The organism is Pseudoalteromonas sp. L1 (assembly GCF_021728095.1).
In the GTDB taxonomy this organism is placed as follows: Bacteria; Pseudomonadota; Gammaproteobacteria; order Enterobacterales; family Alteromonadaceae; genus Pseudoalteromonas.
In genome coordinates this window covers 1,120,021-1,142,903 of sequence record NZ_JAKKCT010000001.1, presented here as the reverse complement: position 1 = coordinate 1,142,903, position 22,883 = coordinate 1,120,021, and the positions used below count along the sequence as shown (strand labels likewise).

Here is a 22,883-nt window from a genome sequence, read left to right as displayed (position 1 = left end):
CCATTAAAAACCCAGCTTTCGCTGGGTTTTTTGTCTATACATCCGTTGTTGATTTAGGTACTTTATTTATGGCGATGTAGCCAAGCTTTGCGCACCGAGCGTTTCCACAGCATATCGATTCCAAAATAACCAATAATAGCTGCAGCTGTGGCGCAGATGAGTGAACCTACAAGAAATGCCGGTCCAATTGTTGTCAGGCTGTCTAAAAACCATTGCCAGCTAGGTTCAAACTGAAAATGTTGTGGTGGTTGCGCAAGTGCAATAGTGCCAACGATATACGAGCAATAAAAAATAGGTGGCATAGTCAGCGGGTTTGTTATCCAAACCGTCGCAACCGAGATAGGTAAATTAACGCGTAAAGGGATAGCAAGTGCGGCAGCTAAAACCATTTGAAAAGGAACGGGGATGAAAGCAAAAAACAAACCGACTGCAAATGCTCCACGGGCTGAGCGTCGATTAAGATGCCATAAATTTGCATCATGCAACAAACGACCAAAAATTCTTAAATATTTATGATCTCTTACCTTGTTATGATCGGGTAAAAACCGTTGGATCGTTTTTTTAGCCATTTAAAGCAACCATTTACATCTATTTGGTTATGCAGTGGGTTTATATTCGGTTGTTTTATAACCGTTTATACCTTGCACACTGCGGCGTTTTATATACTCAGTTTTGCTATTGTTTTAGCTGGTGCCTATTTTAAGCCTTTTTCGTCAGTTTTGTTAGGATTTATTTGCGCTATTTTGGTTGTACTTCTTAACTACCACTATTTTTATAGTCTTCCTTACAAGGACTTGAAAAGAAATGAGGTCGTAGATGCAAAAATTGAAATCGTATCCATTCACTCAAGCCAATCTCCATTTTACGTAAAAGCGAAGATTATTGATTTATCAGAACAGGATAAAAACTTCAAGGCGACGCCTTTTGCTATGTTGAGTGTCATTAGTGACAATGAACTTAACGTAGGGGATGTGTTAACCAGCAAATTAAAGCTAAAGCCATTTAGGAGTGTAAAGAACTTTGATGTTTTTGATGCAGAGCGCTTTGCACTGTCTGAACGTGTATTATATGAGGGCCGTTCTGTAGGTCAAAGCGTGCGAGTCTCAGCTCAGAAAAAATCTACTACCCGTGAGTTATACCGCGGTTTTATATTTTCTATCACAGACAATATGAAGATGCAGTGGCTGTATTATGCATTATTGACCGGTGACAGAAGTAAAATCAAAGACGCTGATAAAGTTCACTTAAAAGAACTTGGTTTAAGTCACTTACTGGCTATTTCCGGTTTACACATTGGTCTAATATTCGCGATTGGTTTTTATACCAGTAAGTTATTGTTTGGTCTATTTTCTGTAAAGCATAATCAACAAAATAACCTTAATAAGTTATTTGTAGTTATTGGGTTATTGCTTGCATTTTTTTATGTCTACCTTAGTGGTTTTATTGTCTCTGCAACGCGGGCACTGTTGATGCTAGCTTGCTATTTAATAATTTATAGCTTTGCAAAGCAGCCTCTAAGGTGGCGAGCCATTCTGTATGCTTTAACTATTTTATTATTTTTTGATCCTTTTTCTTTATTAAATCCAGGGCTCTACTTTAGTTTTATTGCAGTAATAATTATTTTTTTAACATTGAACTATCGCTTTTACCCAAAATTCAAGCTAGCAAGGGGGGTGGTACAGTTAGTCATAATTCAATGTGGTTTGTTTTTAGGGTTGTTACCGATCACGCTTTATTATTTTGCTGGGATTAGCGTCATTGGTTTGGTCATAAACCTTATTGCGGTGCCGTTACTAGGCATAATATTAATGCCACTATTAGTAGCATACAGCTTTTTATCAATACTGGTAGATATGGGCTTTTTATGGCAATTTTTTGATGCATTTTTGTATCAAGGCTACCAATACCTAACGTCAATACCTTCAGATTGGCGATGGCTAAACTTTTATTTACCCAGTTTTAATTTACTCTTATTGTTCTATGTCATTTTACTAATACTCTTTTTCTCACCTTATAAGCGACTGGTTTTTATTCCATTAACGTTAGCACTGATTGATTGGCATTTAACACCTAAAGGTGAATTTAAGTTAGATGTGTTTGATGTTGGTCATGGGCTTATGATTATGGTTAGTGCAAATCAAAAAGCACTTATCTACGATTTAGGACCGCGCTACTTTGGACGGTTTGATTACATAAACTCAGTACTGCGTCCTTATATTTTACGTCATAATATTGAGGTTATAGCAACGGTTGTTAGCCATCAAGATAATGATCATGCAGGAGGTCTTGAAAGTTGGCAAGCTGCTGGTTTTGGTAAAACGCTTAGTACATTTCATCCAAATGGCCTTGATCAGGCCTGTGAAAATGTGTTTTTTCAGATTGAAAATCTAAGTGTTAGAACTATCAATCATTCCACGTTGTCGACCAACAAAAATGATCAGTCCTGTATAGTCATGGTGGAGAGTAAAAATCATCAATTATTATTAACTGGCGATATTTCTAAATTGGTAGAGCAAGCATTAGTTGATAGTAATGCGCGTATACAAAGCACTGTTTTGGTAAGTCCACATCATGGTAGTAATACGTCTTCAAGTTCTGAGTTTATAGAGCGAGTCGCGCCTGATATTGTGATCCACTCTGCTGCTTATCAAGGGCAGTGGAATTTTCCTCATCCAGAGGTTGTAAAGCGTTATCAGCAGCACCATATACCTCAATTTACAACGGCCAACTTAGGTCATATACGAATCACCTTTTATCAAAATGATTACCAGCTAGAATTTGCTCGTAAGTCACAAAGTTATTGGTTCGAAGAAGATTGACGTTTTGTTTTTACCCCCATAAGGCTACAATAGTCGAAGTCTATGAATAAGAGAGTGTTATGGATCAAACTACATCCCAAATTTATAAGCGCTTAATTAGTTATGTGAGTGATTATAAGCTTATTGCATTTTTTGCTATTGTCGGCATGATTGGTTACTCAGCAATGGATGCATTGTTTATCAATTTGATGAAACCATTTATTGATGAAGGTTTGAATGCCCGTAACACGCAAGTTCTAACTTATGCACCATTCGTGGTTATTGCATTGGTGTTAGGTCGTGGCATGTTTAATTATATGTCATCGTATTGCTTAAGCTATGTAGGCTCACAAGTTGTTAGAAGCTTACGTCAGCAATTGTTTGAGCATATCTTACATCTGCCTGTTTCTTTTCATGATAAAAACTCAAACGGTGATCTAATTTCAAAAATCACCTTTGATACTGAGCAAGTTCAGCAGGCAATTACAAAAGCATTGCTTATTGTTGTTAGGGAAGGCGCCTTCGTGGTCTTTTTACTATTCAACATGTTTTATACCAGCTGGAAATTATCGCTAATATTCTTAGTTATTATCCCCTTAGTCGCAGTGATTGTTGCGTTCGTATCAAAACGTTTTCGCAAAATTTCAAAAAAAATTCAATCAGCTATGGGGCAAGTTACACGTAGCTCAGAGCAAATGCTATCGGGTCACAAAGTGATCCATGGTTTTGGTGGTCAAAAACAAGAAATTTCTCAATTCTCGGCAATCAATAACCATAACCGTCAGCAGCGCATAAAAATGGATGCCACTAAAGCGCTCAGTGTTTCTGTTATTCAGATCCTCGCTGCGAGCGCGATGGCAGTGATTTTATGGGTTGTGTCTATGCCTTCGATGATTGACACCATTAGCTCAGGTGATTTCGTATTACTAATTTCATCAATGATGATGCTACTACGCCCATTAAAGCAGTTGTCTAATGTCAACAGTGACTTGCAACGTGGTATTTCTGCCGCGCAAAGTATCTTTTTAGTGCTTGATGAAGAAGTAGAAAAAGACACAGGAACGCATAAAGCCGATAAAGTGACAGGGCACATTGACGTTCAAAACGTAACCTTTCGTTATCCTACAAAAGATGAACCTGTTTTAAAAAACTTATCACTTGAAATTAAAGCAGGAGAAAGCATTGCATTAGTAGGGCGCTCTGGCTCAGGAAAGTCAACAATTTCGAACCTTTTACCCCGTTATTATGAGCTCGAAGGAGAGAGTAAAATATTATTAGATGGGGTGCCATTGTCTGATTATAAACTAACTGATTTGCGCAAACAGTTTGCTTTAGTGTCGCAACAGGTTGTTCTGTTCAATGACACAATTGCTAATAATATTTGCTATGGTTTAGATCGTGTTTTATCAGATGATGAATTAATGGCCGTTGCTAAACAAGCGCATGTTTGGGAGTTCGTTAAGGATTTACCAGAAGGCTTAAATACCATGGTTGGCGAGAACGGTGTGATGCTATCAGGCGGCCAGCGTCAACGCATTGCCATCGCGCGTGCTATCTTAAAAGATGCGCCTATTCTCATTCTAGATGAGGCTACATCTGCACTGGATACTGAATCTGAAAAACTAATTCAACAAGCACTTGATACTTTGATGAAGCAGAAAACATCGATAGTGATTGCACACCGCTTATCGACTATAGAAAACAGTGATTGTATTTATGTAATTGATCATGGTCAGGTTATCGAAAAAGGCACGCATTCTGAGCTTTTAAGTAAAGACGGTACTTATTCGGCCTTATGTAAAATGCAGTTTGGTGAGCAGTAGTGAGTGTCATTGAAAAAAGCTGGTATAAAAAACCAAGCCTATTAACTGTTTTACTCTTGCCGCTAAGTGTTATTTTTTGGTTGATTTCAACACTGCGAAAATACCTTTATAAAATTAATATACTCAAAGCGTTTAAAGCCCATGTGCCAGTAATTGTTGTTGGTAACATTAGTGTGGGGGGTAATGGTAAAACGCCGTTTGTTATTTGGTTAGCGCAGTATTTGCAACAACAGGGACTGAAGGTCGCAGTGATCAGTCGCGGTTATGGTGGTAAGTCAGCAAGTTATCCGCTTTTAGTCACTGATGATACAGCCACAAGTGAAGCGGGTGATGAACCGGTTCTTATTAAACGTCGTTTAGGCTGTGTTGTGATGGTTGGCCCCGATCGCCAAGCAAGTATCGAGCAGTTACAAAACCACGACATCGATATCATTATTTCAGATGACGGTATGCAACATTATAAAATGGCGCGTGATATAGAGTGCTGTATTGTAGATAGTGAACGTCAATTTGGTAATGGACTTTTAATGCCGGCAGGCCCACTTCGAGAAGCGAAAGCACGGTTAAAGTCAGTTGATTTAGTTGTCGAAAATGGTGGCGAAACAGCATACCGTTATGATTTGAATGCAAGTCAATTTAGATTAGTATCGTCGTCTGAACAAGTTACAGAAACGCCAACAAACGGACACGCTATTAGCGCCATTGGCAATCCGGTACGCTTTGAGTTGAGCCTTGAAAAACAAGGTATAAATTTATTATCGACACATCATTTTCGGGACCATTATAATTATCAAGCAACTGACTTTTTAGCATTTGGAAATGAGCCCGTGTTTATGACTGAAAAAGACGCCGTAAAATGCTTTAGTTTTGCTAAGTCAAATTGGTATTATTTACCCGTAGACGCTAGGCCAACAGCCGCTGTTATTGAAAAATTAAATTCATTATTAAAACAAAAAGGGATCCTCCATGGCCTTTGATACAAAATTACTTGAAATTATTGCTTGCCCAGTGTGTAAGGGTAAGTTGCGCCTTGATAAAGAAAATCAAGAGCTTATTAGTACAGCTGCGAAATTAGCTTATCCGATTAAAGATGATATTCCAGTACTTCTTGAAAACGAAGCGCGTGAACTAAGCCAAGAAGAGGTTGATAAGTGGAATTCGTAGTAGTCATCCCTGCACGTTACGCTTCTAGCCGTTTGCCTGGTAAACCTTTAGCGGATATATGTGGTAAACCGATGATCCAGCATGTTTATGAAAAAGCGGCTGCATCGGGTGCCAGTGCGGTGTATATTGCTACCGATCATCAAGCCGTGTTTGATGTTGTAAAGGGCTTTACAGATAACGTATTAATGACACGAGAAGATCATCAATCTGGTACAGAACGTCTTGCCGAAGTTGTTGAAAAGCTCAATCTTACAAGTGATACTATTGTTGTTAATGTACAAGGTGATGAGCCATTACTTGCCAGTGAAAACGTAAGTCAAGTTGCAAAATTACTGGCAGAGTCAGATGCACCCATGGCAACGTTAAGTGCAAACATTAATGACATAGATGACATTTTCAATCCTAATTGTGTCAAAGTTGTCAGTGATACAGAAAAAAATGCCCTGTATTTTTCGCGTTCCCCCATTCCTTACCATCGTGAAGCAATGATGAACGATGATAATAGTAAACTAAATCTTGCTGACTATGCGCGTCATATTGGTATTTACGCTTATCGCGCAGGCTTTATTCAACAATATATTGCGCTACCTGAGTCGCGTCTAGAACAGCTTGAGTCACTTGAGCAATTACGTGTTTTATACCATGGTTATAAAATTAAAATTGCAGGAGCTGTGTGTGAGCCTCAAGCCGGTGTGGATACACCTGAAGATCTCACACGTGTGATAGCCGCTTTGAGCAACTAGTAACAATGACTGAAATGAATAGGGTTCATCTTCATGCACGTGAAGATGACTTTTTTGTTTTTTACAAACCAGCAGGTGTTAGCTTTCACAGTGAAGAATGTGCTGGCTTTGTCGTGCTTGCAGAGCAACTAGTGAACGAAAAGTTATTTCCTGTTCATCGCCTCGATAAAGTGACTTCGGGGTTAATTATTTTAGCTCGAAACAAACAGGCCGCAGCGGAGTTTACAACGCTTTTCACAGCGCATCTGGTTAATAAGTTTTATATAGCCGTTAGCGATACTAAGCCTAAAAAAAAGCAAGGCTGGATTAAAGGCGATATGCAAAAAAGTCGCCGAGGGTCATTTAAGTTACTAAAAAGCCAAGAAAACCCAGCGGTTACTCGCTTTTACTCTAAGAGTATTCGCCCAGGCTTGCGTGCATATTTATTAAAACCATTTTCTGGTAAGACACATCAATTAAGAGTGGCAATGAAAAGTATTGGTGCCCCTATACTCGGTGATGCCACTTATGCTGGGAGCTTGGATGAGCGAACTAACTTGCATGCCTATGCATTGCAGTTTAGCTATAAAGGGCAGCTTAAAGAATATCGGTATGCGCATACAACTGGCGCATATCTCAATGAAGTTTTTAACGCAGACGAATTCAAAGAGTGGCAGACTCCTTGGACGTTGGATTGGTAAATGAAAGAAACAACACAAGACATTCGCTTTGGCGGTATTAAGCGTTTATATGGTCATCAACAATTTGATTGGCTGCAACAAGCACATTTTTGTGTCATAGGTATTGGTGGTGTAGGCAGTTGGGCTGCTGAGGCGTTAGCACGTACGGGGGTTGGTCAACTGACATTGATAGACCTAGATGATATATGCGCAACCAATGTTAATCGTCAAATACACGCTTTGACTGGCACCGTAGGTGAAGCAAAAGTCGAAGCAATGAAAACACGTTGTGAGCTGATTAACCCAGATATTAAAATTAATGTTATTGATGACTTCATAACGCTAGATAATATTCGTGAGCATATTCAAGGTTTTGATTATGTGATTGATTGTATTGATGCCGTGAAAGAAAAAGCGGCGCTAATTGCCCATTGTAAACGTATAAAATTACCCGTTATCACAACCGGTGGCGCCGGTGGACAAACCGATCCAAGTCAAATCAGTTTTGGTGATGTTGCTAAGACAACGCATGATCCACTTCTTGCAAAAGTCCGTTATATCTTACGAAAACAGTACAACTTTAGTAGCAATCCTAAGCGTAAGTTTAACGTCGATTGCGTTTATTCGACCGAGCAGCTTGTCTATCCAACCTCAGAAGGTGACGTTTGCCAAGCAAAACAAGGTGCAGATGGTTCAATGAATATGGACTGTAACAACGGTTTTGGGTCTGCAACCATGGTTACAGGCAGCTTTGGCTTTTTTGTTGCAGCCAAAGCGATTAGAAAGTACTTAGATAAAAAACAGCGTAGTTTAAAGTAACGTTTTTTAGCGCTTTTGCTCGGCCATGGTTTGAATTTTATCGACCATGGCTTTTATGCCATTACCACGAGAAGGGCTTAAATGGCTAATTAGACCAAGTTGTTCAAATTCATCATACGCATTTATTTGAGTTGCTTGCTGTGGTGTTAGACCATTGTATAAGGCTAAAATTAATGCCAGTAACCCTTTAACAATTCGAGTATCGGAATCTCCAGCCAACACTAGGCTATTCTCCGTGTGATCAAACTCAATATATAACCAAACTTTACTTTCACAGCCTTTAACTAACGCATCATCTACCTTTAGCGCTTCAGGCATAACGGGTAGCTGTTTACCTAATAGCATTATTTGGCGGTACTTTTGTTGCCATCCTGCTGCATTTTCAATGTCTTTTGTTACGGCTTGAAAAGGTGAATTCATGTTTTATCCAAGTTTAATCTAATAATTCAATACTATTTTTAAGGGCGGTGACAAGTGCATCAACGTCCTCTTTAGTATTGTATAAAGCGAAGCTGGCTCTAACAGTACCCGAAATTGATAATTGGCTCATAATCGGTTGGGTACAGTGATGACCACTTCGTACAGCAACACCAAAACCATCTAACAAAGTCGCTAAATCGAAAGGGTGCTCATTTTTGTAATTAAAGCTGATGTTACCAATGTTATTGTGATGTTGAGAGTAAATGGTAATCCCATCAATTGCTGATAATTGTTTTATCGCATAACTGAAAACTGTATGCTCATGTTGACGCATCTGCTGAAAATTTAACGAAGTTAAATATTCAATTGCCTCATTAAAGGCTATGACACCCGCAATATTTGGGGTTCCTGCTTCAAATTTTCCTGGTGCCTCTCGAAAAGTACTTTGTGTTAAGCTCACTGTTTCAATCATTTCGCCACCTGTTTGGTAAGCATCAAGTGAATTTAACAATTCAAAGCGGCCGTATAAGCCACCTAAGCCTGTTGGGCCAAGCATTTTATGTGCGGAAAACACATAAAAATCACAACCAATTTCTCGTAAGTTGGGGCGTAAGTGCATTGCAGCCTGTGCACCATCGATGACTGAAATAGCATTAATATCTTTACACGCTTTGATGATAGGGGCTAAGTCTGTGATATTCCCCAGCGTGTTTGATGCATGTGTGATAGCAACGACTTTGGGCTTATGTTGTTCGATAAACTCTGCGCACTGTTGAGCGTCAATGACCAAATCACTCGTAATTGGTAAAACAATTAATTCAGCGCCAATGCGCTTCACAAGTTGTTGCCAAGGCACAATATTCGCATGATGTTCAATAGCTGAAATAGCGACTTTATCACCCGCTTTCAGTTTAGATGTTAAGCCGTTCGCAATTAAATTAATCGACTCAGTCGCCCCTTTCGTCCAGACTAGCTCATTACTTTCTACCTGAAAATAGTCGGCAAGGCTTGTACGGGCTTGTTCGTACTTACGAGTTGCGTTGTCACTAAGAGTATGACGACCACGGTGTACATTAGCGTTTTCGGCACTGTAAAAATGCGAGAGTGCATCAATGACCGTTTGAGGCTTGTGTGATGTGGCTGCTGAATCTAAGTAGATTAATGGCTGCCCATTAATTTGTTGCTTAAGCAGAGGAAAGTCAGCACGTATTTTTGCAATATCAAACATGGAAGCCCTTTTACAGCGTGAATGCGACGATTTTAATTATTTTGTATAAATAGACAAGTCTAGGGCAATAAAAAAGGCCGCTGTGCGGCCTTTTTTAAGCATTTAAGCATTTAAGCAAAAATTAACGCTTGTCCGTTGATACGTAGTCGCGCTTTGTTTCACCAGTATAAAGCTGGCGAGGGCGGCTGATCTTGTGACCAGGTTGAGAAAGCATCTCATCCCAGTGAGAGATCCAACCAACAGTACGTGACATTGCAAAGATTACAGTGAACATGCTTGTTGGAATACCGATTGCTTTTAAGATGATACCTGAGTAGAAATCTACGTTAGGGTAAAGTTTCTTCTCAACAAAGTATGGGTCTTCTAGCGCAATTTGCTCAAGCTTCATTGCGATATCAAGAAGTGGATCTTGAATGTTTAGCTCAGCAAGTACTTCGTGACACGTTTGACGCATTACTGTTGCGCGTGGATCGAAGTTTTTGTAAACGCGGTGACCAAAGCCCATAAGACGGAAAGGATCTGATTTATCTTTAGCTTTAGCAACATACTCGTCGATACGGTCAACAGAGCCAATTTCTTCTAACATGTTAAGACATGCTTCGTTAGCACCACCGTGCGCAGGGCCCCATAAAGATGCGATACCCGCAGCGATACACGCGTAAGGGTTAGCACCTGAAGAACCTGCTAAACGTACTGTTGACGTTGATGCGTTTTGCTCGTGGTCAGCGTGAAGCATAAAGATTTTATCCATTGCTTTAGCAAGCACTGGATTAACTTTGTACTCTTCAGCTGGTACTGAGAACATCATGTGTAAGAAGTTTTCAGCAAAGCTTAAATCGTTACGTGGGTAAACAAATGGCTGACCTACATTGTATTTGTAAGCCATTGCTGCGATTGTTGGCAGCTTAGCAACTAGTTTGATAGCACTTGTTTTACGCTGTGTTGCATCAGTGATGTCTAAGTCTTCATGGTAGAACGATGAAAGCGCACCTACAACACCACATAGCATCGCCATTGGGTGAGCATCAAAGCGGAAGCCTTGGAAGAAGTTAGCAATCTTAGTATCTAGCATTGTGTTGTGCGTGATTTCTTGCGCAAATGCTTCGTACTGTTCTTTCGTTGGTAACTCACCGTTTAATAGTAAGTAGCAAAGCTCAACGTAGTTAGACTCGTCAGCAAGTTGTTCGATTGGGTAGCCGCGGTGTAATAAAACACCTTTACCGCCATCGATGTAAGTGATTGAAGATTCACAAGAACCGGTCGACATGAAACCTGGGTCGTAAGTAAAGTGACCGTGAGAACCTAGCGTACGTACGTCGATTACGTCTTGGCCAGCAGTGCCTTGGTAAATTGGAAGTTCGATTGGATCAAGACCATCAATATGGACCGTGGCTTTCTTATCCGCCATCTATTTATCTCCTATTAAGATAACAACTCTGATTGTTATGTTCTGAATCTGTTTAAGCACATTCTTTTCATTTTAACGTGAAAGAGGGGGTTAAAGTCAATTTTTATAAACATTATGCACAAATGGATAATAAATATTCTGTCAGGATTAAATATTATACCATTGGCTAATTCGCAAACGACTCTTACTAAACAAGAATTGTAAAAAGACCTCTGGCTATATATACTATCCAAGGTTTTATACCGTATTGTCTGTAGGTAAACTTTATTTTTACATTTGAGTTTTGCATAAGTGTGAACTTTTTGTGTATCAACACGGTTTACTTAGATAGTTCCATCGAAATTCATTTTGATGGGTTTTAGAAAAACAAGTAGATGAGCCCCTATGTGGGCAAGATGGGCAAGTAACTGTGAAAAAGCAAAGACCTGTAAATCTAGATCTAACAACTATATCTATGCCGGCAACGGCTAAAGCATCAATTTTTCACCGCGTCACCGGTGTTGCATTATTTTTTGCTTTAACGTTTGTCATTTGGGCGTGGTCTGAGTCTCTTTCTTCTGCAGAAGGTTTTGAATTCGTCAAGGGTCTGTTCAGCGGATTCATTGCCAAATTCATAGCATGGGGCACTATTTCTGTATTGGCGTATCACTTAATCGGTGGTATCCGTCATATCATTATGGATATGGGTCACTGGGAAGAACTTGAGTCAGGAAACTTCAGCGCTAAAGTTGCATTAGCTTTAGGCGTTGTAGCTGCAATTCTAGCAGGAGTGTGGATATGGTTTTAAATCAAGCAACTCTTAAACGTGATGGTGTACAAGATTACGTATCGCTTCGTGCGACAGCCTTAATAATCAGCGCTTACGCGATTTTTATTATCGGCTATTTCTTATGCACGCCTGAAGTCACTTTCGAAGCCTGGCAAGGCCTTTTTTCAAACCTAGCAATGAAAGGGTTTACGCTAATTACCCTAGTTTGCATTATGGTTCACACCCGTATCGGCCTTTGGCAAGTTCTTACTGACTATGTTAAATGCGCTAAATTACGTGCTGTTTTAGGCTTTGTATTAAACCTTATGGCTGTTGCTTACGTAGCAATTGGTCTAATCGTTTTATGGGGTGTTTAAGTGAATTATTCTGTTCGTGAATTTGACGCTGTAGTGATTGGTGCAGGTGGTGCGGGTATGCGCGCAGCTCTTGCTATCACTGAATCAGGCAAAACCTGTGCACTTATCTCAAAAGTTTTCCCTACACGTTCTCACACTGTGTCTGCACAGGGTGGTATTACGGTAGCTTTGGGTAACTCGCATGAAGATAACTGGGAATGGCACATGTACGATACGGTTAAAGGTTCCGATTTTATCGGTGACCAAGACGCTATCGAATATATGTGTAAAACAGGCCCAGAAGCTATTACTGAATTAGAAAACATGGGCTTACCATTTTCTCGTTTTGAAAATGGCCGTGTTTACCAACGTCCTTTCGGCGGTCAGTCGAAAAACTTTGGTGGTGAACAGGCTGCACGTACTGCAGCAGCAGCTGACCGTACTGGTCACGCGTTATTACACTGTCTTTACCAACAAAACGTTAAAAACAAAACAAACGTATTCTCTGAGTGGTATGCACTAGATTTAGTTAAAAACAGCGACGGTCACGTTGTTGGTTGTACAGCAATCGACATCGAGTCTGGCGAAGTTGTTTACTTCAAATCTAAAGCTGTTGTATTAGCAACAGGTGGTGCAGGCCGTATCTACGCATCGACAACGAATGCTCACATCAATACTGGTGACGGTGTTGGTATGGCTACACGTGCTGGTGTTGCAATGCAAGATATGGAAATGTGGCAGTTCCACCCAACAGGTATCGCCGGTGCTGGTGTACTGGTAACTGAAGGTTGTCGTGGTGAAGGTGGTTACCTTCTAAATAAAGACGGCGAACGCTTCATGGAACGTTACGCGCCAAATGCGAAAGACTTAGCGTCTCGTGACGTTGTTGCGCGTTCAATGATGACTGAGATCCGTGAAGGTCGTGGTTGTGAGGGTCCTTACGGTCCACACATCAAGCTTAAGCTTGACCACTTAGGTGAAGAAACACTTAACTTACGTCTTCCGGGCGTATGTGACCTTGCGAAAACATTCGCACACGTTGATCCAGCTAAAGAACCAATTCCAGTTATCCCAACATGTCACTACATGATGGGTGGTGTTCCAACTAACGTAAATGGTCAAGCATTACAAATTGATGCAAACGGCCAAGAGAAAGTAGTTGAAGGTTTATTCGCTGTTGGTGAGATTGCATGTGTATCTGTACACGGTGCTAACCGCCTTGGTGGTAACTCGCTACTTGACTTAGTTGTATTCGGCCGCGCTGCTGGTAACTTCTTAGGTAAGTACCTTAATGGTGTTGAAGCAGGTAAAGATGCGTCTGAATCAGACCTTGAAGCATCACTTGCACGCTTTAACCGTTGGGAAAATTCTAAAGCTGGCCAAGGTGAAGACCCAGTACAAATCAAGAAAGATCTACAAATGTGTATGCAACTTAACTTCTCGGTATTCCGTGAAGGTGATGCAATGGCAACAGGTCTTAAAGAGCTTAAAGAAATTCGTGAACGTCTTCAGTATGCGCGTCTTGACGACAAGTCAACAGAGTTCAATACTGCACGTATCGAATGTTTAGAGCTAGATAACTTGATGGAAACAGCTTACTCAACTGCAGTAGCTGCAAACTTCCGTACAGAAAGCCGTGGTGCACACTCTCGTTTTGACTACCCAGATCGCGATGACGAAAACTGGTTATGTCACTCAATCTACGATCCTAAGAGCGAAGAAATGAGCAAACGTGATGTAAACTACGCGCCGAAACTGCGTGAAGCTTTCCCACCTAAAGCACGTACATACTAGGAGCGAGACGATGGCACAAGTACAATTTTCGGTTTATCGTTACAATCCAGATGTTGATAATGCACCACGTATGCAGGACTTCTCGTTAGAAACGCAAGAAGGCCAAGATATGATGGTATTGGATGCGCTTATGCAATTAAAAGAGCAAGATCCAACATTATCATTCCGTCGTTCATGCCGTGAAGGTGTGTGTGGTTCAGACGGTATCAACATGAATGGTAAAAACGGTTTAGCGTGTATTACACCTTTATCAACGCTACTAAAAGGTGGCAAAGGTAAAATCGTAATTCGTCCTTTACCAGGCTTACCAGTGGTACGTGACCTTGTTATTGACATGAGTCAGTTCTACACTCAATACGAAAAGGTAAAACCTTATCTAATTAATGACACGCCTGCGGCGGGTGAGCGTCTTCAATCAATTGAAGAGCGTGATAAGTTAGATGGCTTGTATGAGTGTATTTTATGTGCATGTTGTTCAACATCGTGTCCTTCGTTCTGGTGGAATCCAGACAAGTTCATTGGTCCTGCAGGCCTTCTTCATGCGTATCGTTTCTTGGCAGATAGCCGCGATACAGCAACTGAAGAGCGTTTAGCAGACCTTGACGATGCGTTCAGCGTGTTCCGTTGTCACAGTATCATGAACTGTGTTAGCGTGTGTCCAAAAGGTCTTAATCCGACCAAAGCGATTGGACAAATCAAATCAATGCTTTTAAACCGCTCGGTTTAAGGATATTGAATATGTAAGGTGGTTAATTTATTAACCACCTTGTTTTTATAACAATTAATTTCTGCGCTAAAGAAAAGGGCTTATAAATGCACGAAGGTGTGATGAAGGCATGGCTAGAATCTTCTCACTTAAACGGCGGTAACGTTGCTTACGTAGAAGAGCTTTATGAAGCGTACTTAGATGATGCGACTTCTGTGCCAGAAGAATGGCGAGAAGTGTTCGAACAATTACCAAAAGTTGATGGTGTGGATGTTGACGTTAAACATTCAGAAGTTCGTGCACAATTTGCGGAGCTTGCTAAAAACAAGCATAGAGAAGTAGTGGTAGCAGAGGGTGGCTCTGGCGATCCTAAACAGGTCAAAGTGCTGCAACTTATTAATGCTTTCCGTTTCCGTGGTCACCAAAATGCCAACCTAGATCCATTAGGTATTTGGCAACGCGAACGTGTTCGTGATCTTGAATTGGAATATCACGAATTATCAGAAGCTGATTTTGACCGTGAATTCAATGTGGGTTCGTTTGCCGTAGGTCGCGAAACCATGCCTCTTGGTGAGTTATACCAAGCACTAAAAACGACCTATTGTGGGTCAGTTGGTGCTGAGTACATGCACATCACTTCAACTGAAGAAAAACGTTGGTTACAACAGCGTTTGGAATCAGTGCAATCACGTCCTACTTTTTCAAAAGATGAAAAGCTGCGTATCCTTAAAGGTTTAACTGCTGCTGATGGTCTTGAAAAGTATTTAGGCGCAAAATTCCCTGGTGCTAAACGTTTCTCACTTGAAGGTGGTGATGCATTAGTACCTATGCTTAAAGAGCTAATTCATCGTGCAGGCGAAAGCGGGCAAAAAGAAGCCGTTATTGGTATGGCTCACCGTGGTCGTTTGAACGTACTAGTAAACGTATTAGGTAAAAATCCTTCTGATTTATTTGATGAGTTCGCTGGTAAACACAAAGACACATTAAGCTCAGGTGATGTGAAGTATCACATGGGTTATTCATCTGACTTTGCAACTAAGGGTGGCAATGTGCATATGGCACTTGCGTTTAACCCATCTCACCTTGAAATCGTAAACCCAGTAGTTATGGGCTCGGTTCGTGCGCGTTTAGACCGCTTAGGTGATAAGTCAGGTATCAAAGCATTACCAATTACTATTCACGGTGACTCTGCGATTGCAGGTCAAGGTGTTGTTCAAGAGACATTTAACTTATCGCAAACTAATGCATTTAGTTGTGGTGGTAGTATCCGTATCGTTGTTAATAACCAAGTTGGTTTTACAACATCGAAACAGTCGGATGTACGTTCTACACCATACTGTACTGATATTGCGAAAATGGTTCAGGCACCAATTTTCCACGTTAACTCTGACGATCCTGAAGCAGTTGCATTTGTTACACAAATCGCCCTTGATTTCAGAAATCAATTTAAACGTGACGTAGTGATTGATTTAGTATGTTATCGCCGCCACGGCCATAACGAAGCGGATGAGCCAAATGCGACTCAGCCTCTTATGTACCAAAAAATCAAAAAGCACCCAGTACCGCGTCTTATCTATGCAGACCAACTAGTGTCTGAAGGCTCATTCTCAGAAGAAGAAATAAAAGCACTTGCTGATGAATACCGTAATGGCCTTGACGGTGGTAATTGTGTTGTTGAAGAAATTCAACCAGAAACATCACACTCTTCTGATTGGGCTAAATTTGTTGGTCACGATTGGAATGTAGAGTATGACGCAAAAGTCTCAGTAGAAAAGCTTAAAGAACTTGGCAATATCGTTGCTAGCTACCCTGAAGGCCACAAAGCGCAATCACGTGTTAAGAAAATCTACGATGATCGTAAACAAATGGCTGCCGGTGAAAAACCACTTGATTGGGGTATGGCAGAAACACTTGCTTACGCAACCCTTGTTGATGCGGGTACTGACATTCGCTTAACAGGCCAAGATTCTGGTCGTGGTACGTTCTTCCATCGTCATGCTGTTGTTCATAATCAACAAGATGCATCTACCTACTTACCACTGCAAAACATCAGTGAGAATCAAGGTGCATTTGAAGTATACGATTCTGTATTATCTGAAGAAGCAGTCCTTGCATTTGAATACGGTTATGCAACCGCTGAGCCTACATCACTTGTTATGTGGGAAGCACAGTTTGGTGACTTTGCTAATGGTGCGCAAGTTGTATTTGACCAATTTTTAAGCTCAGGTGAGCAAAAGTGGGGCCGTTTATGTGGTCTTACATGTTTACTTCCTCATGGTTATGAAGGTCAAGGTCCTGAGCACAGTTCAGCACGTCTTGAGCGTTTCTTGCAATTGTGTGCTGATCACAATATGCAAGTGTGTGTACCTTCAACACCTGCGCAAGTATATGCAATGCTGCGTCGTCAATCGGTACGCCCACTTCGTCGTCCATTGATTGTTATGACACCTAAGTCGTTACTTCGTCACCCACTGGCAACATCAACACTGGAAGAGTTATCTGAAGGTGTGTTCCACAATATGATCGATGAAATCGATGATATTGCCGCTGATAAAGTGGAACGCGTTGTATTTTGTAGTGGTAAAGTTTACTACGAGCTACTACAAGAGCGTCGTAAGCAAGAATTAGATAACATCGCTATTGTTCGCGTTGAGCAGCTATATCCATTCCCTCATGATGAGATGGATACAATCATGCAACGTTACCAGCATGTTAAAGACTTTGTGTGGTGCCAAGAAGAGCCGCAAAACCAAGGTGCGTGGTATTGTTCACAACACCATTTTGTTGATGCAATCCCACAAGGCGCTAAATTGACTTACGCTGGTCGTAAAGCTTCGGCATCGCCTGCATGTGGTTACATGTCAGTGCATACAAAAGAACAACAAGCGCTCGTTGCAGATGCGCTTACTATTGAAAAGAAAGGATAAGCAATGAGCACAGAAATTAAAGTTCCTGTACTTCCTGAGTCGGTTGCTGATGCTACCGTAGCGACTTGGCACGTAAGTGTTGGCGATAAAGTAAGCCGTGACCAGAACTTGGTAGATATTGAAACAGACAAAGTTGTTTTAGAAGTTGTTGCACCAAATGACGGTGTAATTACTGAAATTTCACAAGAAGAAGGTGCAACTGTTCTTGGCGAGCAAGTAATTGCTTTACTTGGTGATGCAGATGCAGCACCAGCAAGTGATGACACTGCTAAAGAATCAGCACCAGCTAAATCAGAAGAAGACGCGCCGGCTGCGGCGCAATCAGCACCAGCATCAGAAGGTAAAGAAGTGGACATTAAAGTACCTGTACTTCCAGAATCAGTCGCAGACGCGACAATTGCTACATGGCATGTACAACCAGGCGAAGCGGTAACTCGCGACCAAAACTTAGTTGACATCGAAACTGATAAAGTTGTTCTTGAAGTTGTTGCTCAAGATGACGGTATCATGGGTGAGCACATTCACGCAGAAGGTGAAACTGTGCTAGGTGAGCAAGTAATCGGTACTGTTAAAGCCGGTGCTGCGCCAGCTAAATCTGCTGCTAAAGAAGAAGCGCCAGCTGCTTCTAGCGACTCAAGTGACAGCTCTGACGTATTAACACCGTCAGTACGTCGTTTAATCGCTGAGAAAGGTCTTGATGCATCTAAAATCAAAGGTACTGGTAAAAATGGCCGTGTAACTAAAGAAGATGTAGATAAATTCTTAAAAGCACCTGCTGCTGCACCAAAAGCTGAAGCATCTGCACCAGCTGCGCCTATGGGTGACCGTACACAAAAACGTGTGCCTATGACACGTTTACGTAAAACAATTGCTAATCGTCTACTTGAAGCTAAAAACTCAACTGCGATGTTAACGACGTTCAACGAAGTTAATATGAAGCCAATCATGGACCTTCGTAAGCAGTACCAAGAAGTATTCGAAAAGCGTCATGGTATCCGTTTAGGTTTCATGTCTTTCTATGTGAAAGCAGTAACAGAAGCACTTAAGCGTTTCCCTGAAGTTAATGCATCTATCGATGGTGATGATATCGTTTATCACAACTACTTCGATATCAGCATCGCGGTTTCTACACCACGTGGTCTTGTAACACCAGTTCTTAAAGACTGTGACAAGCTATCAGTTGCTGAAATTGAGAAGGGCATCCGCGAGTTAGCACTTAAAGGTCGTGATGGTAAATTATCTCTAGATGATATGACTGGTGGTAACTTCACTATCACTAACGGTGGTGTATTCGGTTCATTACTATCTACACCAATCATCAACTTACCACAGTCTTCAATCTTAGGTATGCACAAAATCCAAGATCGTCCTATGGCTGTTAACGGTAAAGTTGAAATCTTACCAATGATGTATTTAGCGTTATCTTACGATCACCGCCAAATTGATGGTAAAGAATCTGTAGGCTTCTTAGTGACAATTAAAGAGTTACTAGAAGATCCAACTCGATTATTACTAGATGTTTAATCTAGTTGTATAAAAACTAAGCTGTGAACCATGTTCGCAGCTTTTTTTTTGCGCCTTTGGTCTAACTGGGGTTTTCATGTCGAGCCTTGGGATTTATACTAGGTGCGCAATTTGGGATAGCTGTTTATTTGCATAAATATTCAGCTCTTTTAGTATAAAAAATTGGATAAAGCATCATGAATTTGCATGAGTATCAGGCAAAACAACTTTTTGCCGAATATGGTTTACCAGTTTCTCACGGTTACGCTTGCGATACACCTGAAGAAGCTGCAGCAGCTGCTGAGAAAATTGGCGGTGATATGTGGGTTGTTAAAACACAGGTTCACGCAGGTGGCCGTGGTAAAGCTGGCGGTGTTAAGCTAGTTAAAACAATCGACGAAGTGAAAGAGTTCGCTGCGAACTGGTTAGGTAAAAACTTAGTTACTTACCAAACAGACGAAAATGGTCAGCCAGTAGCTAAAATCCTTGTTGAAAGCTGCACTGACATCGCTAACGAATTATACCTTGGCGCTGTAGTAGATCGTGCTTCTCGTAAAGTTGTTTTCATGGCATCTACTGAAGGTGGTGTGGAAATCGAGCAAGTTGCAGAAGAAACTCCAGAATTAATTCACAAAGCTGAGATCGATCCACTAGTTGGCCCTCAAGCTTATCAAGCTCGTGAATTAGGTTTCAAACTTGGTTTAAACCCAACTCAAATGAAACAGTTCGTTAAGATCTTCATGGGTCTTGCTAACATGTTCAACGATTTCGATTTCGCTCTTTTAGAAATCAACCCGCTAGTAATCACAGACGAAGGTAATCTTCACTGTCTAGACGGTAAAATCGGTGTAGATGGTAACGCGCTTTACCGTCAACCTAAAATCCGCGAAATGCACGATCCTTCACAAGAAGATGCGCGTGAAGCTCACGCTGCTAGCTTCGAGCTTAACTACGTTGCACTAGACGGTAACGTTGGTTGTATGGTTAACGGTGCAGGCCTAGCAATGGGTACTATGGACATCGTAAACCTACACGGTGGTAAGCCAGCTAACTTCCTAGATGTTGGTGGCGGTGCGACTAAAGAGCGTGTATCTGAAGCATTCAAGATCATCCTATCTGACGACAACGTTAAAGCTGTTTTAGTTAACATCTTTGGTGGTATCGTACGTTGTGACATGATCGCAGAAGGTATCATTGGCGCAGTTAAAGAAGTAGGTGTAAATGTTCCTGTAGTAGTACGTTTAGAAGGTACTAACGCTGAACTAGGTCGTGAAGTTCTTGCAAGTTCTGACCTTAACATCATCGCTGCTGAGTCACTAACAGACGCAGCTGAAAAAGTTGTTGCTGCTGCGGAGGGCAAATAATGTCTGTATTAATCAATAAAGATACAAAAGTTATCTGTCAAGGTTTCACAGGTGGCCAAGGTACTTTCCACTCAGAGCAAGCGCTTGAGTATGGTACACAAATGGTTGGTGGTGTAAGCCCAGGTAAAGGCGGTCAAACGCACCTAGGTCTTCCAGTATTCAACACAGTACGTGACGCTGTAGAAGCAACAGGTGCAACTGCATCTGTTATTTACGTACCAGCTCCTTTCTGTAAAGATGCTATCTTAGAAGCTATCGATGCAGGCATCGAGCTTATCGTTTGTATCACTGAAGGTATCCCAACACTAGACATGGTTGACGTTAAAGTTAAGCTTGACCAAACTGGTGTTCGTATGATCGGTCCTAACTGCCCAGGTGTTATCACTCCGGGTGAAACTAAGATTGGTATCATGCCTGGTCATATCCACAAGCCTGGTAAAGTAGGTATCGTATCACGTTCTGGTACACTTACTTACGAAGCGGTTAAACAAACGACTGATGCTGGTTTCGGCCAATCAACATGTGTTGGTATCGGTGGTGACCCAATCCCAGGCACTAACTTCATCGACGTTTTAGAAATGTTCGAAAAAGACGAGCAAACTGAAGCAATCGTTATGATCGGTGAAATCGGTGGTACTGCAGAAGAAGAAGCTGCTGAGTATATTAAGCACAACGTGACTAAACCTGTTGTTTCTTACATTGCGGGTGTTACTGCACCTCCAGGTAAACGTATGGGTCACGCTGGTGCAATCATCGCAGGCGGTAAAGGTACTGCTGATGAGAAATTTGCTGCATTAGAAGCTGCGGGCGTAAAAACTGTACGTTCATTAGCTGATATCGGTAATGCACTTAAAGAGAAAACAGGCTGGTAATCAGTTTTAATCTCTTAAAAAGGCTCGCTTATGCGAGCCTTTTTTGTATCTTGTATATTGTTACTAATCGATGTCAAAATTTATTCATGAAATAAGAATAATAATGCTTTATTTGTGAATATAAATTCTTTAGACTGGTACCTTGTTTATTCGTTTTTATTAAAAACATCTGATATTACAAGGTAAATATTACGTGCGTACCACTGAATTGGTCGATGGATTTCGTCAGTCAACTCCTTATGTTAATGCTCACAGAGGCAAAACTTTTGTTGTAATGCTTGGTGGAGAGGCAATAGATCAGCCTGGTTGTCGCAGCATTATCAACGATGTTGCATTACTTACCAGCCTAGGTATTAAAATTGTTTTAGTGTTTGGCGCACGACCACAATTTAATGCAGCACTTGAGCAAGTTGGCATAACTAGTCAGTTCCATAATGAGATACGCGTAACGGATAACGCCACCTTTGATGTCATTAAAAAAGTCGCAGGTGCGATGCAATTTGATATTACGGCACGACTATCAACGTCTCTAAGTAGTACACCTATGTCAGGCTCATTTTTAAATGTGGTAAGTGGTAACTTTGTCATAGCACAGCCACTAGGTGTGGATGAAGGGGTTGATTATCATCACTCAGGAAGAGTGAGGCGCATCGACGTAGAGGGTATTCGCCATCAGTTAAATAATAACGGTATTGTGTTATTAGGGCCGATTGCGGCATCGGTTACCGGTGAAAGTTTTAATTTAACCGCAGAAGAAATTGCTACTCAAGTTGCGTTAAAACTGCGTGCCGATAAAATGCTAGGTTTCTGTGAAGAAGCCGGTATTTTAGATGAAAATGGCGAAGCAATCGCTGAGCTGATGCCAAACGAAGCGGAGCGTGTTTTAGCGAATTACCGCAAGCAAGCTGATTCCTGTTTAAGTGCGACTGTTTTCTTACAAGCAGCAATTGATGCTTGCCGAGGCGGTGTGCATCGCTGCCACCTAGTGAGTTACAAAGAAGATGGCGCGTTACTACAAGAATTGTTCTCTTTAGATGGTATTGGTACACAAATCGCACCACAAAGTTCAGAGCAACTTCGTAGCGCGACTATCTCTGATATAACCGGTATCATTAACCTTATTAGACCCCTTGAGCAGCAAGGCTATTTAGTGCGTCGCTCACGAGAGCAGCTTGAAATTGAAATTGAGCAATTTACAGTTATTGAACGTGATGGACTTATCATTGCCTGTGCAGCTTTGTATCCGTTTGCAGATGAGCAAGTAGGGGAGTTCGCAAGCTTGGCTGTTCATCCTCAGTACCGAGATGCCGATCGCGGCAGTTATCTACTGAGGTTTATTATTAATAAAGCCAAGCGTGCGGGTTACTCGCATTTATTCGCACTGACTACACGGAGTATTCACTGGTTTTTAGAGCAAAGCTTTGAAATAGTGACAGTTGATGAGTTGCCGGCAAAGAAAAAAGCGCTTTATAACCATGAACGCCGGTCTAAGGTATTGCGCTTGGACCTCACTAAGCTGAGTAAAAACAGGTAACCAAAAGGTGACGCATG

Annotated in this window: 20 protein-coding genes; 16 read left to right on the top strand and 4 right to left on the bottom strand. The window is 41.3% G+C overall.

The features are described 5' to 3' along the window. Positions 1-62 precede the first annotated feature (62 nt). Positions 63-569 carry a DUF2062 domain-containing protein gene (locus tag L3V38_RS05330; protein WP_062568995.1) on the bottom strand — a complete coding sequence of 169 codons (507 nt, stop codon included), beginning with the start codon at positions 567-569 and terminating at the stop codon, positions 63-65. A gap of 225 nt (positions 570-794) precedes the next feature. Between L3V38_RS05330 and L3V38_RS05325 the strand changes: the two genes are divergently transcribed. From L3V38_RS05325 to tcdA, 7 genes are read left to right on the top strand one after another with little or no spacing between them, the layout of a single operon-like run. After that, a complete protein-coding gene (locus L3V38_RS05325) occupies positions 795-2,819 on the top strand; it encodes a DNA internalization-related competence protein ComEC/Rec2 (protein ID WP_237118623.1) in 2,025 nt (674 codons plus the stop codon). A gap of 59 nt (positions 2,820-2,878) precedes the next feature. Next, positions 2,879-4,621, top strand: coding sequence for a lipid A export permease/ATP-binding protein MsbA (gene msbA, locus L3V38_RS05320; RefSeq protein WP_062568997.1), 1,743 nt, complete (start codon positions 2,879-2,881; stop codon positions 4,619-4,621). Next, positions 4,621-5,598, top strand: coding sequence for a tetraacyldisaccharide 4'-kinase (lpxK, locus tag L3V38_RS05315; RefSeq protein ID WP_237118622.1), 978 nt, complete (start codon positions 4,621-4,623; stop codon positions 5,596-5,598). Before msbA ends, lpxK begins: the two co-directional genes overlap by 1 nt. After that, positions 5,588-5,785, top strand: a complete 198-nt coding sequence (locus tag L3V38_RS05310) for a Trm112 family protein (protein WP_036968654.1) — start codon at positions 5,588-5,590, stop codon at positions 5,783-5,785. The genes lpxK and L3V38_RS05310 overlap by 11 nt, the downstream gene beginning before the upstream one ends. After that, entirely contained in the window at positions 5,773-6,528 is a 756-nt protein-coding gene (gene kdsB / locus L3V38_RS05305) for a 3-deoxy-manno-octulosonate cytidylyltransferase (RefSeq protein ID WP_237118621.1), read from the top strand. Before L3V38_RS05310 ends, kdsB begins: the two co-directional genes overlap by 13 nt. Before the next feature lie 5 nt (positions 6,529-6,533). After that, positions 6,534-7,208: a TIGR01621 family pseudouridine synthase gene (locus L3V38_RS05300; RefSeq protein ID WP_130149795.1), complete on the top strand. Its 675-nt coding sequence runs from the start codon at positions 6,534-6,536 to the stop codon at positions 7,206-7,208. After that, positions 7,209-8,006, top strand: a complete 798-nt coding sequence (tcdA, locus tag L3V38_RS05295) for a tRNA cyclic N6-threonylcarbamoyladenosine(37) synthase TcdA (protein WP_062569001.1) — start codon at positions 7,209-7,211, stop codon at positions 8,004-8,006. Positions 8,007-8,012: 6 nt separating this feature from the next. Here tcdA and L3V38_RS05290 read toward each other — a convergent pair whose 3' ends face one another. From L3V38_RS05290 to L3V38_RS05280, 3 genes are all read right to left on the bottom strand, one after another. Continuing rightward, the gene (locus L3V38_RS05290; RefSeq protein WP_237118620.1) at positions 8,013-8,426 is read right to left on the bottom strand and encodes a SufE family protein; all 414 of its coding nucleotides are present in this window, start codon (positions 8,424-8,426) and stop codon (positions 8,013-8,015) included. A 13-nt stretch (positions 8,427-8,439) separates the two neighbouring features. Continuing rightward, positions 8,440-9,654: a SufS family cysteine desulfurase gene (locus tag L3V38_RS05285; RefSeq protein WP_237118619.1), complete on the bottom strand. Its 1,215-nt coding sequence runs from the start codon at positions 9,652-9,654 to the stop codon at positions 8,440-8,442. Positions 9,655-9,775: 121 nt separating this feature from the next. Continuing rightward, positions 9,776-11,062, bottom strand: coding sequence for a citrate synthase (locus tag L3V38_RS05280; protein ID WP_062569004.1), 1,287 nt, complete (start codon positions 11,060-11,062; stop codon positions 9,776-9,778). Positions 11,063-11,471: 409 nt separating this feature from the next. On the opposite strand from L3V38_RS05280, the gene sdhC reads away from it, so the two are divergent. From sdhC to argA, 9 genes are all read left to right on the top strand, one after another. Then, positions 11,472-11,849: a succinate dehydrogenase, cytochrome b556 subunit gene (gene sdhC, locus L3V38_RS05275; protein WP_082401567.1), complete on the top strand. Its 378-nt coding sequence runs from the start codon at positions 11,472-11,474 to the stop codon at positions 11,847-11,849. Next, on the top strand, positions 11,840-12,187 hold the full coding sequence (sdhD, locus tag L3V38_RS05270) for a succinate dehydrogenase, hydrophobic membrane anchor protein (RefSeq protein ID WP_062569005.1): 348 nt from the start codon (positions 11,840-11,842) through the stop codon (positions 12,185-12,187). Before sdhC ends, sdhD begins: the two co-directional genes overlap by 10 nt. Beyond that, positions 12,188-13,960 (top strand): succinate dehydrogenase flavoprotein subunit, encoded by a 1,773-nt coding sequence (gene sdhA, locus L3V38_RS05265; RefSeq protein WP_130149799.1) that lies wholly within the window; start codon positions 12,188-12,190, stop codon positions 13,958-13,960. A gap of 10 nt (positions 13,961-13,970) precedes the next feature. Then, positions 13,971-14,687 (top strand): succinate dehydrogenase iron-sulfur subunit, encoded by a 717-nt coding sequence (locus L3V38_RS05260; protein ID WP_062569007.1) that lies wholly within the window; start codon positions 13,971-13,973, stop codon positions 14,685-14,687. A gap of 86 nt (positions 14,688-14,773) precedes the next feature. Next, on the top strand, positions 14,774-17,593 hold the full coding sequence (locus tag L3V38_RS05255; RefSeq protein WP_130149800.1) for a 2-oxoglutarate dehydrogenase E1 component: 2,820 nt from the start codon (positions 14,774-14,776) through the stop codon (positions 17,591-17,593). Between the two features lie 3 nt (positions 17,594-17,596). Beyond that, positions 17,597-19,117 (top strand): 2-oxoglutarate dehydrogenase complex dihydrolipoyllysine-residue succinyltransferase, encoded by a 1,521-nt coding sequence (gene odhB / locus L3V38_RS05250; protein WP_130149801.1) that lies wholly within the window; start codon positions 17,597-17,599, stop codon positions 19,115-19,117. Positions 19,118-19,293: 176 nt separating this feature from the next. Continuing rightward, a complete protein-coding gene (gene sucC / locus L3V38_RS05245) occupies positions 19,294-20,460 on the top strand; it encodes an ADP-forming succinate--CoA ligase subunit beta (protein ID WP_062569010.1) in 1,167 nt (388 codons plus the stop codon). Beyond that, positions 20,460-21,332 (top strand): succinate--CoA ligase subunit alpha, encoded by an 873-nt coding sequence (sucD, locus tag L3V38_RS05240; RefSeq protein WP_062569011.1) that lies wholly within the window; start codon positions 20,460-20,462, stop codon positions 21,330-21,332. Before sucC ends, sucD begins: the two co-directional genes overlap by 1 nt. A 193-nt stretch (positions 21,333-21,525) precedes the next feature. Beyond that, the gene (gene argA / locus L3V38_RS05235) at positions 21,526-22,866 is read left to right on the top strand and encodes an amino-acid N-acetyltransferase (RefSeq protein ID WP_237118618.1); all 1,341 of its coding nucleotides are present in this window, start codon (positions 21,526-21,528) and stop codon (positions 22,864-22,866) included. The last annotated feature ends 17 nt before the right edge of the window (positions 22,867-22,883 follow it).